The organism is Clostridium bowmanii, assembly GCF_018861315.1.
GTDB classification, from domain to species: domain Bacteria; phylum Bacillota; class Clostridia; order Clostridiales; family Clostridiaceae; genus Clostridium_AD; species Clostridium_AD bowmanii.
The window spans coordinates 1-13,406 of record NZ_JAHLDL010000038.1; the positions used below are offsets into that span (position 1 = coordinate 1).

The 13,406-nt window shown below is 33.1% G+C and carries 14 protein-coding genes; 2 read left to right on the top strand and 12 right to left on the bottom strand.

Annotation, left to right across the window (positions count from 1 at the left end; genetic code table 11):
* The first annotated feature begins 303 nt into the window (after window positions 1-303).
* The gene (locus tag KPL51_RS19325) at window positions 304-498 is read left to right on the top strand and encodes a hypothetical protein (protein ID WP_216165217.1); all 195 of its coding nucleotides are present in this window, start codon (window positions 304-306) and stop codon (window positions 496-498) included.
* Window positions 499-656: 158 nt separating this feature from the next.
* On the opposite strand, the gene KPL51_RS19330 is transcribed toward KPL51_RS19325, so the two are convergent.
* The 5 genes from KPL51_RS19330 to KPL51_RS19355 form a co-directional block, all read right to left on the bottom strand.
* Window positions 657-1,211, bottom strand: a complete 555-nt coding sequence (locus tag KPL51_RS19330) for a GNAT family N-acetyltransferase (protein WP_216165220.1) — start codon at window positions 1,209-1,211, stop codon at window positions 657-659.
* 379 nt (window positions 1,212-1,590) lie between these two features.
* Window positions 1,591-1,833: a hypothetical protein gene (locus KPL51_RS19340; RefSeq protein ID WP_216165223.1), complete on the bottom strand. Its 243-nt coding sequence runs from the start codon at window positions 1,831-1,833 to the stop codon at window positions 1,591-1,593.
* A gap of 128 nt (window positions 1,834-1,961) precedes the next feature.
* A complete protein-coding gene (locus KPL51_RS19345; RefSeq protein WP_216165226.1) occupies window positions 1,962-2,381 on the bottom strand; it encodes a hypothetical protein in 420 nt (139 codons plus the stop codon).
* 83 nt (window positions 2,382-2,464) lie between these two features.
* Window positions 2,465-2,947 (bottom strand): hypothetical protein, encoded by a 483-nt coding sequence (locus KPL51_RS19350; protein ID WP_216165229.1) that lies wholly within the window; start codon window positions 2,945-2,947, stop codon window positions 2,465-2,467.
* Window positions 2,948-3,284: 337 nt separating this feature from the next.
* Window positions 3,285-3,632, bottom strand: a complete 348-nt coding sequence (locus KPL51_RS19355) for a YjcN family protein (protein WP_216165232.1) — start codon at window positions 3,630-3,632, stop codon at window positions 3,285-3,287.
* A 407-nt stretch (window positions 3,633-4,039) separates the two neighbouring features.
* Here KPL51_RS19355 and KPL51_RS19360 point away from each other — a divergent pair, with 407 nt between their 5' ends.
* Entirely contained in the window at window positions 4,040-5,416 is a 1,377-nt protein-coding gene (locus KPL51_RS19360) for an MATE family efflux transporter (RefSeq protein WP_216165235.1), read from the top strand.
* Window positions 5,417-5,425: 9 nt separating this feature from the next.
* On the opposite strand, the gene ord (KPL51_RS19365) is transcribed toward KPL51_RS19360, so the two are convergent.
* The 7 genes from ord (KPL51_RS19365) to ortA all read right to left on the bottom strand — a co-directional run bounded on the left by ord (KPL51_RS19365) (window position 5,426) and on the right by ortA (window position 13,375).
* Complete coding sequence (ord, locus tag KPL51_RS19365) at window positions 5,426-6,469, bottom strand: 2,4-diaminopentanoate dehydrogenase (protein ID WP_216165239.1); 1,044 nt, start codon at window positions 6,467-6,469, stop codon at window positions 5,426-5,428.
* 2 nt (window positions 6,470-6,471) lie between these two features.
* Window positions 6,472-7,527, bottom strand: coding sequence for a 2,4-diaminopentanoate dehydrogenase (gene ord / locus KPL51_RS19370; protein WP_216165242.1), 1,056 nt, complete (start codon window positions 7,525-7,527; stop codon window positions 6,472-6,474).
* Between the two features lie 69 nt (window positions 7,528-7,596).
* Window positions 7,597-8,994: a GlmL-related ornithine degradation protein gene (locus KPL51_RS19375; protein WP_216165246.1), complete on the bottom strand. Its 1,398-nt coding sequence runs from the start codon at window positions 8,992-8,994 to the stop codon at window positions 7,597-7,599.
* 25 nt (window positions 8,995-9,019) lie between these two features.
* The gene (gene oraE / locus KPL51_RS19380) at window positions 9,020-11,224 is read right to left on the bottom strand and encodes a D-ornithine 4,5-aminomutase subunit OraE (RefSeq protein ID WP_216165249.1); all 2,205 of its coding nucleotides are present in this window, start codon (window positions 11,222-11,224) and stop codon (window positions 9,020-9,022) included.
* On the bottom strand, window positions 11,224-11,589 hold the full coding sequence (locus KPL51_RS19385) for an ornithine aminomutase subunit alpha (RefSeq protein WP_216165252.1): 366 nt from the start codon (window positions 11,587-11,589) through the stop codon (window positions 11,224-11,226). Before KPL51_RS19385 ends, oraE begins: the two co-directional genes overlap by 1 nt.
* A gap of 47 nt (window positions 11,590-11,636) precedes the next feature.
* Window positions 11,637-13,052 (bottom strand): 2-amino-4-oxopentanoate thiolase subunit OrtB, encoded by a 1,416-nt coding sequence (gene ortB, locus KPL51_RS19390; protein ID WP_216165255.1) that lies wholly within the window; start codon window positions 13,050-13,052, stop codon window positions 11,637-11,639.
* Between the two features lie 32 nt (window positions 13,053-13,084).
* A complete protein-coding gene (gene ortA, locus KPL51_RS19395) occupies window positions 13,085-13,375 on the bottom strand; it encodes a 2-amino-4-oxopentanoate thiolase subunit OrtA (protein ID WP_216165258.1) in 291 nt (96 codons plus the stop codon).
* Between the last annotated feature and the right edge of the window lie 31 nt (window positions 13,376-13,406).

Consider the following 13,406-nt stretch of genomic DNA (forward strand, 5'->3'; position numbering starts at 1 on the left):
AATGATTATAGCACTCTTTTGAGGGCCTTTTTGTGGTTTGTTTTTTTACTAAAAGATAAAAATAATAATACACATTAGAATATTTTGTTAAGAATATTTGAAAAAGAAATCCTATAAATTATAAATAATACCAGTAATTGGTGATTTAAGATAAAATCAATGATTTTAAAATAAATCATGCTTCAGCTCTGTATAAATTGTCTTACGATGTATAATATTGTACATATGTGTTATAATATTAACCGTGGATATAAATAATTCAATAAAATCAGATTCCAAAATGGATAAAGGATGGTATTAAAAATGTTTAAACATGAAAAATTATTTCAAGATTATTTAAAATTAAAAAGTAAAAAATCAAAAAAATATATTACAGGATTTCAAGAATGTAATGAATCCAAAGGAAATATAGCAATTAAAGTTAATTTACAAAATGGAAGTAGTCTAAAAATAAATTATAATGATAAAAATATAGCATCAAATAAGTGTGAGTTTTAACTAATAATGTGCTTGAAACTACTGTTACAACAAAAGAAACCTTTATGCCATAAGGGTTTCTTCTTTTTTATGTTTTTATAATATTCTGTTTACCTGAATCAAGAACACTCTACTCCCTTAATAAGAAAAATACAAATTATTAATATTTAAGAACATATTTATTTTACTAAAGAAATATAATCAGGCTTAATAATTCCCATATAGACATCACTACAATAAGTACCGTTAATTAATGCACCTTCTCTGTCTACACCTTCTTTAATAAATCCACATTTTTCATAACATTTTATTGCTCTTGCATTATAATCTAAAACTCGTAAATATATTTTGTGATATTCTAAAGCTTCAAAGGCATAATTTAAGACCATTTTAGTAACTTTTGTTCCAATCCCAAAACTATAGACACTATTGTCATAAATCTCGATAGAGAACTTTGCTTTATTATCGTCTTTATATGGTCGAAGTCCAACTACTCCAATACAGTTACCTTTGTACTCTATAACCCATTTACAAGGATGTTGAATTATTCTTTCATACCATTTAATAGCATCCTCCATAGTGAATTTGCCAAGTTTACTAATGTTTCCACCACACATCTTAACACATTCCATATTTTGTCCTAACTTTATACGAATATCAATATCCCTTTTTATTGGTTGACGCAATATGATATTATAGTTTTCCAATGTTGGAGCATTATTTGTTGCTCTCACGTTTTCACCTACTTTCTTAATTGATTCGGCACTTAATCATAGATTTACGATTAACTCAAAATTTTAGAAAGCTGCGATTTAACACCAACCCAAAATCCCCACCATTTTATGTGGTTACTTAACTACGTCTTTATAGTTATCAATATAAAAGATTACACAGCCACAATTAGGGCAAACTGCTGCTTTGGGTGTACCATACGTAGTATTTAGAAAAAACTTACCTTTTTTGAAATTGTAATTCCACCAAAAGATTCAACTTTGTAATTCTCTATCATTTCGGTCTGGCATTGATTACATGTTTTTTTCATATTCTAATCCTCCATATTATATTAATGTTGCTACACTTTAGTCTACTATACGAATGTTCCGTAACAGAAATCTATTGCCCCGCTCTAGAACTACTTCCTCCAATTGAACTCGAAGCCCCAATTATAAATCCCAAATCATATAGACGACCTCTGTTATTAGTTTCATAAATTCGTACATTAGGGTTAAATATGCATACTAAAAATGTAATAGGTACTATTAATCCATGCCATAAACCAGCCCAAAATCCAGCAGGCTGAGCATAGGGTAACTTATATTTTGAATTTGGACCTGCAACTGCAAGAATGTTTACCATAATATCACCCCTCTAAAAATAATCTGCTTTAAAATATTTAACTTTGTTCAACTATTGGTTCGTAATTAAATACGATTTTTTATCAATCGTAGTTTTGCGATAGATGAATATTATATGAGAATTGCGACTTATTTATTATGGCTAAGGGTCCTTTTCTTTATATATGTTCCAACAATACTTCCAATTACAATACTTATCCATTGAGCAACACTGACAAATGCAAGTATTAGTGCACCCCCATAATCCTCAGAGTCGGTATGAGCAGGAAATATTTTTGAGCCAATTGCAAGAACTATTAACCAATAAACTATATAAGGTATAGAAATTAAAAGTACATTTATCCATCTGCCATCCATATATCTCAGGATTATTACTGAAAAAATTATTACAAACAGAATAATCCGCATATAAAATAGTGTCTGATTATCGAGCACCCAATCTCGTTTTATCAGTATTCGATTATGAAAATTTGATATAACTGCCAAAAGTATACTTAATGACTGTGTTATCAAAATTCGCTTATAGAAGCTGAAACCATCTACTTTCATATAATTCCTTCCTTTCTCTGCTTCAGATTAAATTTATTTTAGTATTGTGGCCAAGACAGAATATTTTGATGAAATAGTCCTTTTTAATATATGGTTACATAAGCATCTTGCTTACCATCCTTATATAAATCAACCTTATCATAACTTTTATCTTTATTACTGTCATCTACCACGAATAAAGATTTTTTGTTCAAACCTTTTTCTGTATTATATTTATAACTAATGGTAAGTACCCTATTTTCTATAGAAAAATTAACATCACTATAAAATCCATCTATTCCATTAAAAAATATTATTTTTTTATTTTCATTATTGGAAAACAAACCATATGATTCATTATCATAACCATATACTCCATTTATTTTTGTTAAATTATTAATTTCCTTTTTAAACTCTAAATTTTTATTCTTGCTTATATCAATTTCTCTTGTGACTACACTGTCGTTTAACTTGTTTTCTGTTTTATATTGTTCCTTTGTAATAAGGTTAGAATCCTTTTTCGAGCACCCTAATAATGACAATGACATAAGTGAAACTAATAATAAAATATATACTATTTTTTTCATTTTACCTCTCCTCACATTAAATTTATTTCTTTTTAAAATTAGACCGTTGTTGTCCTTATTTAATTATACATTGTATCGATTCATTTATTCAATCATTTAACATAAAAACTATATTTCCGCTCTCTAATTTAGGCATTTTTACTTTACCCACCAAAAATTTATATTAGCATATTAAAGGTTACGAGTTAGGAATAAAGTAGAAAATATATTTTGCTTTATAATGTCATATCCTTCACTCTCTTATGCTAATTTATTTACGCCATATTATACAACGTAGCACTAACTCTAAGCCACACTTCATTCAATCCTTAAGACCATTACAAATTAATTATAAAACTTATGCCTCCCCATAGTATTTTGCGAAATAGAAAAATCCTCTTTTCTTAACTATATAACTTTGTTGAGAAGTGCCTGTGGCTTGATGATAAGGAGGTCTACCTAATTCATAACAATGAGCATTTTCAGTTTTAAGAAATTCACTATCTACCCTATTATGTAATTCATCATCATTTATTGGTGTTATAAAAGCTATAATAGGAGGACCACTAATAAATAAGTGAGTTCTTAATGCCCCGTGTGGTGTAACACATGAAGCATTGAAAATAACAATTATACATATAATAGCACCTGCTAATTTCGGTTTTTTTATTTTTTTAAATTTTTTAATAATGTCTGATTTTTTCAAATTTACTCCCCCCTAAAAATAAAAATGTAACACCTTATAGTTGCGTCATATATGAATACTATGAACTCTTTTTCCTATTATATCTTCTTATTTCAAAAATTGCAGGTAATAAAATAATTATAATGGTTACAATCAATACAAAATAAAAAATATAATCATTCCTGTATTTTGTTATCATGAAAACAAAACTAAAGAATGTTAGTATTCCACCAATTAGACATGCAATTGCTTTAGGCAAAATAGCTATCTGAATCTTTTTCCACATAATTTGAAGGAAAACAATGATTGGAAGTAGAATTATGATAGTAGCATATTTAAGCTCGTTTTTAAATATGTTCACCTCTATAAAATACAAGAGTATGTAAGAGGTATTTACACAAAAGAAAACAAAGTTGGAGGAGTACTTAATGAAAATAGATTTAACTGAAGGAAATATTTTGAAAAAGCTTATAATTCTAGCTCTGCCTATCATGGGAACATCACTAATACAAACAGCTTATAGTCTTACAGATATGCTATGGGTCGGCCGATTAGGTTCGAGATCTGTTACTGCAGTAGGTACCGCTGGCTTTTTCACTTGGTTTGCTTTTGCTTTTATTACAATTCCACAAATAGGAGCGGCGGTTGGAGTCTCCCAATCTGTAGGAAGGAAAGATGCAAAAGAGACCGAGATTTATATACGACATTCCATACAGATGATTTTAGTTTTTGCCATTTTGTATGGTGCTACAATGTTAATCTTTAGAAGACAACTTATAGGTTTTTTTAATATTGCAGGTAATGATATTGTTAGTATGGCAGTTAATTATCTTGCTATAATTTCTGTAGGAATGGTATTTTTCTTTTTACCACCTGTACTTACAGCGATATTCAATGGTCATGGAGACAGCCATACACCTTTTAGAATAAACACAGTTGGGCTTATGGTTAATATAATACTAGATCCTATTTTAATATTTGGTCTTGGACCATTTCCTAGAATGGGAGTTCCTGGAGCAGCTGTTGCAACAATATTTGCTCAGTTTGTAGTAACCATCGTATTTATATTTGTAATCACAAAAAAAACAGATTATTTTCAAGGGCTTAATTTTTTGCAAAAACCAGATTGGAAGCATATAGGTAAAATTGTTAAGTTCGGCCTGCCTGTTGCGGTGCAAAGTGGTGTATTTACTTTTATAGCAATGACAATAGCAAGGATACTTACTAGATGGGGATCAACTCCCATTGCTGTGCAAAGTGTAGGTTCACAAATTGAATCAATATCATGGATGACAGCCGGAGGTTTTCAAACTGCATTAAGTGCCTTTGTAGGTCAAAATTTCGGAGCAAAAAAGTGGGACAGAATATATAAGGGGTATTTTACATCGCTGGGTATTATTATGATTTTCGGAACAATAACATCCTGCCTTCTAATATTCTTACCTGGACCTATTTTTTCTATCTTCATCTCAGAAAAATCAGTAATAAAAGATGGAATAATTTATTTGCGAATTCTTGGAATTTCCCAGCTTTTTATGTGCATAGAAATAACAACTGCTGGAGCCTTTAACGGCCTTGGAAGGACAATGCCGCCTTCAGTAGTAGGCATTATTCTAAATGCTATGAGAATTCCAGGAGCACTTTTCTTGTCAACCTTTCTAGAACTGAGTGGTGTATGGTGGAGCATAAGCATTAGTAGTATTTTAAAAGGCTTAATATTAACAAGTTGGTTTATACTATTTCTCATTAGACATCCGGAAATAAAAAGAATGAAACAAAAAGGCCCCAAAAAAACACCGTCATAAATCTCGGTGTTATTTGTAATAATTAACTTGCTCTACAAAACTATTTTCTATATTATGAGGAATTGGAAGTTCCATCATTGTTTTAAGTCCTGATCTACTAGAAATAACTTGAGGAATCATGTTTACAGCCATAGCTATAGTTCCTATTCCACCAGGGGTTTCAGGTTTTATTGCTAAATGAATATCTGTATCCCCTTTTATGTCTATATAATCACCGGTATCTACTGCTTCACATTCTGGGTGTATTTGTTGTAGATGTTCCAATGTTATAATTGGTTTTCCCTTTCTTGTAGCAACCGCAATGTGATTACACCCAGCTACCATACCTGGTTCAACCTTAACATAGGGAGTTTCTCTATAAGTATTTGATATTATTGGGTCGTGTGTTTCGGTTATTTCGTCATAATCTAACCCTAAGGTAATTGCAATCATTGGAATAGATTGCGCAAAGCCTATGTGACCAACTATACATCCCTTTTCAATTCCAGCCTCAAATTCTTCTGGAGATAAACCTACACCATGAGTGCTCATAACAACGGGACCAAAAGGAGATAGATCACTTATCCTTTCTGCTCTAATGGAATCTACACTTCTACAAGCAGCAGACAAGCTGATAATTAATGTGTCTAAAACAAATCCTGGATTAACCCCTGTACCTAAAATTGTTACATTATTTTTCTTTGCCAGTCTGTTCATTTCCTCTGATAATTCTTTTTCAACAATGTAGGGATAAGCCATTTCTTCTGCAATAGTAATACAGTTTTTGCCACTCTCTACTACCAGCTTTATTGCTGGATATACACTTTTAACAAATGAATCTATTGCAACTATAACTATATCTGCTTTTATTTCCTTCATTAAAGTCTCTGCATCGTCACTAACAATTACTCCTAAATTTTCATGATTTAAGATTTCTCCTAAATCTTTACCTAGTTTTGAAGGCGCCTTTTCTAAGGCACCTACAATTTCAATCCCCACTTTAGTGAGTATCATTTTACCAATACCGGTTCCCATTTCACCAAGTCCCCATATGATAACTTTTATGTTTTTCACTATTACTTTCTGACCTTTATTAAATCCCTAACATCTCCGATTATAGCTCTTGGAACTGGTAAATCCAGCATTGTTTTGAGGCCTGGTTCTGAATTCATTACAAGTGGAATCATATTAACACATATAGCTATTGTAGCAATTCCTCCTGGTATTTCTGGTTTTATTTGAAGGTTTAAGTTTGGTACTCCATTAATAGTTATATAATCTCCAGTATCAGTGTTCTCCATTTCAGGTTTTATTTGTTGAGGATGCTCCATTGTTATAAACAATTTATCCCCTAAATTTGCATATCCTAATTGCCTACATCCAGCAACGTCTCCTGCTTTTACGGTGACAATATCCGTGCTGCGTGGAATAGTAGTAAGAATTGGTGATTTTTCTTGTCTAATATTATTTAGCTTAATATTAAAGGCTTCTTCAAACATCCCAAAGGATTGTAAAAATCCAACGTGTCCATCTATTGTATTGTCATTAACTCCTTGTATAAATTCACCCTTTTTGAGTCCTATACCTTGCTCAACCATAACCGCTTTTCCAAAGCATGCAAGGTCATTAACTCTAGTAGCCTTTATGCTATTAACGGTATCAGAAACTCCTGTAAGCATTATTGCAACTAGATCCATGATGAATCCAGGATTTACTCCAGTTCCTAATATGGAAATCTTATTTTCTTTAGCGATTCTATCCATTTCATCTGATAATTCTGGGTCTAGTGCTCTTGGATAGGACATTTCCTCAGCTGTTGTTACGATATCCATACCAGCCTCTGCTGCCATTTTTATTAATGGGAATACAACCTTTGTAAAGGAGGCTGTAGCCATAAGACAAACATCTGCATAACCCTTCTTTATAACATCTTCAGCATTTCTTGTAACTATGCAAGAATTATCTTCATTAGCCTTTACACCTAATACTTCATAAAGCTTTTTCCCTACTTTACTAGGATCCATGTCAATAGCACCTACAATAGTAAATCCCGCTTTACTAAGTACCATTGTTGCAATACCACTACCCATTACGCCCAATCCCCAAACTACAACTCTTATCTTGTTTTTCATAATATTTTCCTCCTAAATAATTTTTATATTTTAGATAAATAATTAATCAATAAATTTTTTTTCATATGGTTAGGCTCCTTTTTCTAAACAGATGCTGACTTCATCAATTTCCATATCCTTAGTTATATCTAAACTTTGAATTAATAAGGCCCTGGCAACTTCTTTATTTTCTCTACTTAAAACTCCTGCAGAGGCCATAATATAGTTTTTGTCGAGTAGCACTTTAGCACCTTTTTTAGGTAGCATTGTAACCTCATCCTTTAAGTATCTTATTCCTTGGAGCATAATTTCACCTTTTGGAAGCCTTGTAAGTGCACCACCAGTGCCTATTATATATTTAACCTCAGATAAATCCTTACCATAGGCTACAAAACCGCTTTCGCCATCATATTTTCTTTTTATAACTCCTACATGCCTACTTATTGCAACATCTAGTGATTTTTGGGTTAGTAAACTACTTGCATTTATATCCTCTACCTCTTTGGGAATTGGTTTTATGTGCTTAGTTATGTGCTCTTTAGTAAGTCCCCCTAAGTCCCTTAAATCTAGTAAATCAATAACGTTTTTACTGTTAATAAAAACTCCGAGATCTCCTTCTACAGTCCTTTTAGCCTTTGGTTCAGGATTTACAAGCATATCTAAAACTACGCTACTTCCCTCAGTGACAGAATGCACATCTGTGGTAGCGCCGCCTACATCAAAAACCACCAAATCACCTATGATATCGTATAAAACTTTTGAACTTTCCATAACTGCTCCTGGAGTTGGCATTATGCTCCCATTTACCATTTCTTTTATTTTATTCATTCCTGGTGCCTTTACTATATTTTTTTCAAAGGCTTCTTGTATTATTTTTCTTGCTGGTTCCACATTTAAGGTATCTACCATTGGATAAACATTATCAATGGTATAAAGCTCTTGCCCGAAAAATATATCTTTTATTTCTTCCTGATTTTCAATATTTCCACAATATACAATTGGGATGTTAAATTTTTCAGCGCTAATAAGTTCTGCATTATAAAGAGCTGTTTCTCTTTCACCATAATCTGTTCCCCCAGCAATCATTATCATGTTAGGGTTTATTTCATGAATTCTCTTTAAATCACTTTTTCTCATTTTGCCAGCAGTAGCCATTTTTATGATGCCACCAGCACCCAGAGCGGCTTCCCTAGCAGCTTTAACAGTCATTTGCTGCATTAGCCCATGAACTGTTATTCGAAGCCCCCCTGCCGCACTTGAGGTTGCTAACATCCTATTCCAAGTAAGTGATTCTCCAATTTGATCTTCTATATCTTTTACTGCATTTTTTAGGCCTATAGTTACATCTCCATCTAACACCGTAGTACAACTTTTACCTTGAAACGGTATATTTACAACAACCTGACCATTAGTGTCGTAGGATGAGTTAAAGGCTGTAACTAAAGTAGTGGTGCTACCTATTTCAGCAACTAGATAATCTACATTCAAGTGAATTTCCTCCCTTTTGCACTTCTTATTCTTCTTCTATATCAGGAATGCCCATTAACCTTTTAATTATAAAAGATGCAACAGATGTACCATTTGACCCACGACCAAAGCCTACGTCCATGCCGTTTGCTTTAGCTATATCATCTGTTACTTGTGTACCTCCAGAAATAAGTATAATTTTATCTCTTACGCCTTTTTCAATGCAAAGATCGCTAAGCTTTCTCATGTTCTTTATATGCACATCATTATGAGAAATTATTGTACTACATAATATTGCCTTAGCATTTGATTCTATAGCCGCATCTACTAGTTTTTCTATTGGGCAGGAAGTTCCAAGATAAAGTGCTTCTATACCAAATCTTTCAATACCACCATGTTTTATATCTATAACCTCTCTTAGTCCTACTGAATGTTCGTCTTCCCCTACAGTAGCTGCGGCAACTTTTATTGGATGCTCTTTTACGTAATCTTTCATAACTTGATTTGATAACACTTTTCTTCTTTTGGGAAGTACTAATTCATCTCGTTTTACAGGAGTAAAATCACAAATACCTTTAATTTCTACAAGACAGCCTTCAGCCTTTTGTAAAACTTGTTTATGAAGAACTTCAACATTTATTAAGTTCATTCTTTTACCCATTTCAAGAGCTGCTGCTTCAGCAATCTGTTCATTTTCTGGAATAAATAGAGTTATTTTTACATATCCATCTTTTGCCCATTGAACTTCAGGAATGATAGTGCCATCCTCTTTAACTTTTTCCATTCTCTTAAATACATTATCATTTTCATCTAATTCATCAATATATTGAATTTTTGAATGGTTGCATAAGGTACATTCCTCTATAGGATCACAAGTTTTTTTATATTCAGTTGGAACATTATTAAATCCAAAATGACCACAAACTGGTGCGAAATAATCACTGTCTCTTAAAACTATTGTGTCAACAGAATCTCCGCCATTCATCTTTCTTGCAATACCATCATCATTTCTTTCTGGATACTCGCCTGAATCTATAAAGAAGCCTGCATCAACTGATTTAAAATATCCACCTACTTCTATCATTTCTTCAAGGAACAATATGGCTCTTTCTTCTAGTTCCCTAGCCTTTTCAGGAAGATATCCGGTCTTCTTAAGTTCTATCATATCCATTAGACCATCCATACCTAAAAAGGACTGTTTTGCAGTATTTATAGCATGAATATTATTATAATGCCATGGAACATTACGTCCTTCATCAGGAGTTATAGTACTTTGAATATCCACTGAAGTTAATTGTGAAATTAACAAATTCAATGTATGACCAACTGTAGCTTCTCTTTCACAAGATTCTACATATTTTGTGTTCATCTGTGCTCTCATTTTGTACTTTTTAAACAAATGTCTAAGTGCCACTGCATATGGCAAATCATATCTCATACAAGGAGCTGGTGCTGAAGTTGGTGGTACAGTAGATAGTGCAATGTTTTCTGGTTTCATTCCTACCATTTCTGAAAAACAAGAATTTATAGCATGTTGCACCATAAGCTCTGGCATTACCTTATAGCCCTTCATAGCTGTTGCATTCGCATTATGTGCACCATCTATTTGAAGTATATTTGCCCAGGACATTACCCCTTTTGCAACTGCTGCATCTACAAAGGATCTATACATATTAATATTTCTATAAAGCACATTGTATTGTGGATCTTGATGAGCTCCATTAACACCTTCTTCTGCGAACATAACTGCTACATCGGGGCCTGCCACACCAGATACATAGGAATGAAAATTAATTTTTCTTCCTACTTCTTCTTCTATTAAATCTATAGCTTTTCTTGTTGCTCTAACCTCTTTTCTAGTTATTGGAACGCCACCTATACCTTCTGGGCTTCCTTCAAGTAATCCATCAAAGTGACTTTGTCCCATAGTCCTTATAACCATCAAATGATCCGCACCATGCCAGGCTGCCATTCTCATTCTTCGTATATCATCTTCGAATCTTCCTGAAGCTATTTCTGTGGTAATAACAGGTCTTGGTTGTGGATCTATACCTTCAAAACTTCTTGCTGCTGGAAGTCCCTGACTTTTCTTTAAGGGAGCTGATATTTCATGATAAGTAAATTCGCCTACTTTTCCTTCTTTGTTCTCTTCTCTCCAGTGCCAGCCTCTCCATTTTGGTTCATACTTATCTAAGTCTTTTAATATTTCTTCTACATTAAGCTTTACGTTTTCTTCTAACCTTTCAACCATTACTTGTCACTTCCCTTCATTTTTTCTGAGATGATATCCCAGCCTATTCCTTTTGACAATTCCTCTCCAGCTTTAATATAATCCATATCCTTTAGCTTTGCGTACGTTAAAATAACATTTCCAACACCTTTGGAAAGTAAATTGTACTTTGTAGCATAATCAATTAATGGTTTTGCCTCTAAACTTGAAAATCCCATTCTGAGTACTACTGACCTCTCAATAGCTGGAGATGTATTGGTATAAGCCAAATCAACAATAGGTTTTACAATTTGCTGAGTTAAGCTCCAAAATCTATCATATAATTGCTGCTCTGTAAGTCCTTTTAAATGTTCTCTTCTTTTCTCAAAATCATCTTCTCTTTTCATAAATTATATTCCCCCTACCATATTTGAAACTTAGGATATTACCAAAATTAACAGATTTCAACCTTGAGCCCCTCTAATATTTTAACTATTTTTTCATTGCTCAGTTTTGTTTCTAGTGATAAAAACTTAATATCAACCTTTTCTAATTTATTATCTATCAATTTGTTAACACTGTTTTTTATATAGGAATTTTTTAACCCTTCCATATCCACATCTGTTACTGCAACTATTGATGGATGAGATGGAATTACTATATTTTCGCCCGGAACTTGCTCTTTTGGATTACCAACATAAACCTTAATTCCATTATCTTTAGCAAAATTAAGTTGAGGTATTAAATGTTTTCCAGCTCCCGTATATTCAGTCTCTTGCACAACTATTATGGCATCGTCCTCATACTCCTGAGCAATCGCAAATGCTGCTACAAGGGAGGTATTTCCAGCTGGGCCTCTTTCTAGTCCTTCAAGTGCAGCTAATATTTCAGTCATCCAAAATACTTCACCTTGGGTAGTAGTTACATACCTATCCAAATATCTTAGAGGCCTTGCTGCACTTCTAGGTACATCTGATCTATCTGGATACGTCATAAAGGGAATGCCAAAGCCTGTATGTCCTGTTGTAAACGATTTCTTGTTGAAGTCTATATCTGAAGCCATATGGAGACCGGAAAGATCAACTGAGGCCCCTATTATTTTTGTTTTATCAGCACCCGCCTTAATAAGTCCTCTTGCAGTACCAGTAACATTTCCACCGCCTGCATGAGTTATAATCACTGCCTCAGGATCTTTACCGAATTTTTCTCTACACTGCTCAGCTATTTCATAGCCTAGTGTTTCAATACCGGCTACACCATAAGAGGAATATAAGGATGCATTATAATAGCCCGTATCTTCGAGTATTTTTAGATAAGTATAAAACAATTCAGGACCTACTGAAAGCCTAATAACTTCTGCTCCAAGTCCCTCACACTTTCTTCCTTTTTCTAATATTTCAGGCTGTCCTATTTTTCTTGAATCATAACATTCGTTGGCTATTATACATTTAAGACCCCTTATGTTTGCTTGAGAAGCAACGGCTGCTCCATAATTACCTGAAGTAGCTGCCCCTACACCTTTGTACCCTCTCCTCATTGCATCATATACAGATATAGACGCTCTTCTATCTTTAAAACTTCCAGAGGGGTTACAGCTTTCATCCTTTACAAATATTCTAGCTGCGTGTCCAGTTTTAGAAGTTTTTCTAGCCAGCTTTGTAATGTTTTTCAATTCCAGTAGTGGAGTATTTCCTACCCCTACCTCACTTTGAATTTCTTTAACTTCGTCTAAGCAATATCCAACATCTTTCATCAATCCCTCATAATTGAATGAAAGCTTTCCAGTTTCGTATTTACTATAATCTATCCCTATAGATTTAAGAATTATTTCATTCTTACGTTCCATAAGTTCTTCATATTTATTCACCATTAACAACCTCCTCTTAAAACTAACCTCATAACTTAATTTTTTATTATTTCTCTAGCTTGTTTACCTATATTACTTATCTCTTCAACATATTTACCATAGGTATGATAATATCCTGGCTCTATATCCACAATTTTGCCGCTATCAATTCTACCTATATTAGTTTCAACTTTAACCTGATCTCCAAGTTCACAATCACTAAGGCACCTTCCACGTGTCCAGCTTTTAAGAGGGGTTTTCTTAGTTTCATCTGGTATATTGGTAGCTCTATCTTCTGGTGCTAAAACGATTTCTTCTATTTCAACCCAGGTGCCTTTTTTTATCATGATTTTTGCCTCCCAAATTCAAAATTATTAT

Bases quoted from the DNA above. Each gene is read 5' to 3' on its own strand.
- KPL51_RS19350 (WP_216165229.1), bottom strand. From the start codon at position 2,947: ATGAAAAAAATAGTATATATTTTATTATTAGTTTCACTTATGTCATTG.
- KPL51_RS19360 (WP_216165235.1), top strand. From the start codon at position 4,040: ATGAAAATAGATTTAACTGAAGGAAATATTTTGAAAAAGCTTATAATT.
- ortA (WP_216165258.1), bottom strand. From the start codon at position 13,375: ATGATAAAAAAAGGCACCTGGGTTGAAATAGAAGAAATCGTTTTAGCA.
- KPL51_RS19340 (WP_216165223.1), bottom strand. From the start codon at position 1,833: ATGGTAAACATTCTTGCAGTTGCAGGTCCAAATTCAAAATATAAGTTA.
- KPL51_RS19385 (WP_216165252.1), bottom strand. From the start codon at position 11,589: ATGAAAAGAGAAGATGATTTTGAGAAAAGAAGAGAACATTTAAAAGGA.
- ord (WP_216165242.1), bottom strand. From the start codon at position 7,527: ATGAAAAACAAGATAAGAGTTGTAGTTTGGGGATTGGGCGTAATGGGT.
- KPL51_RS19345 (WP_216165226.1), bottom strand. From the start codon at position 2,381: ATGAAAGTAGATGGTTTCAGCTTCTATAAGCGAATTTTGATAACACAG.
- ortB (WP_216165255.1), bottom strand. From the start codon at position 13,052: ATGGTGAATAAATATGAAGAACTTATGGAACGTAAGAATGAAATAATT.
- oraE (WP_216165249.1), bottom strand. From the start codon at position 11,224: ATGGTTGAAAGGTTAGAAGAAAACGTAAAGCTTAATGTAGAAGAAATA.
- KPL51_RS19325 (WP_216165217.1), top strand. From the start codon at position 304: ATGTTTAAACATGAAAAATTATTTCAAGATTATTTAAAATTAAAAAGT.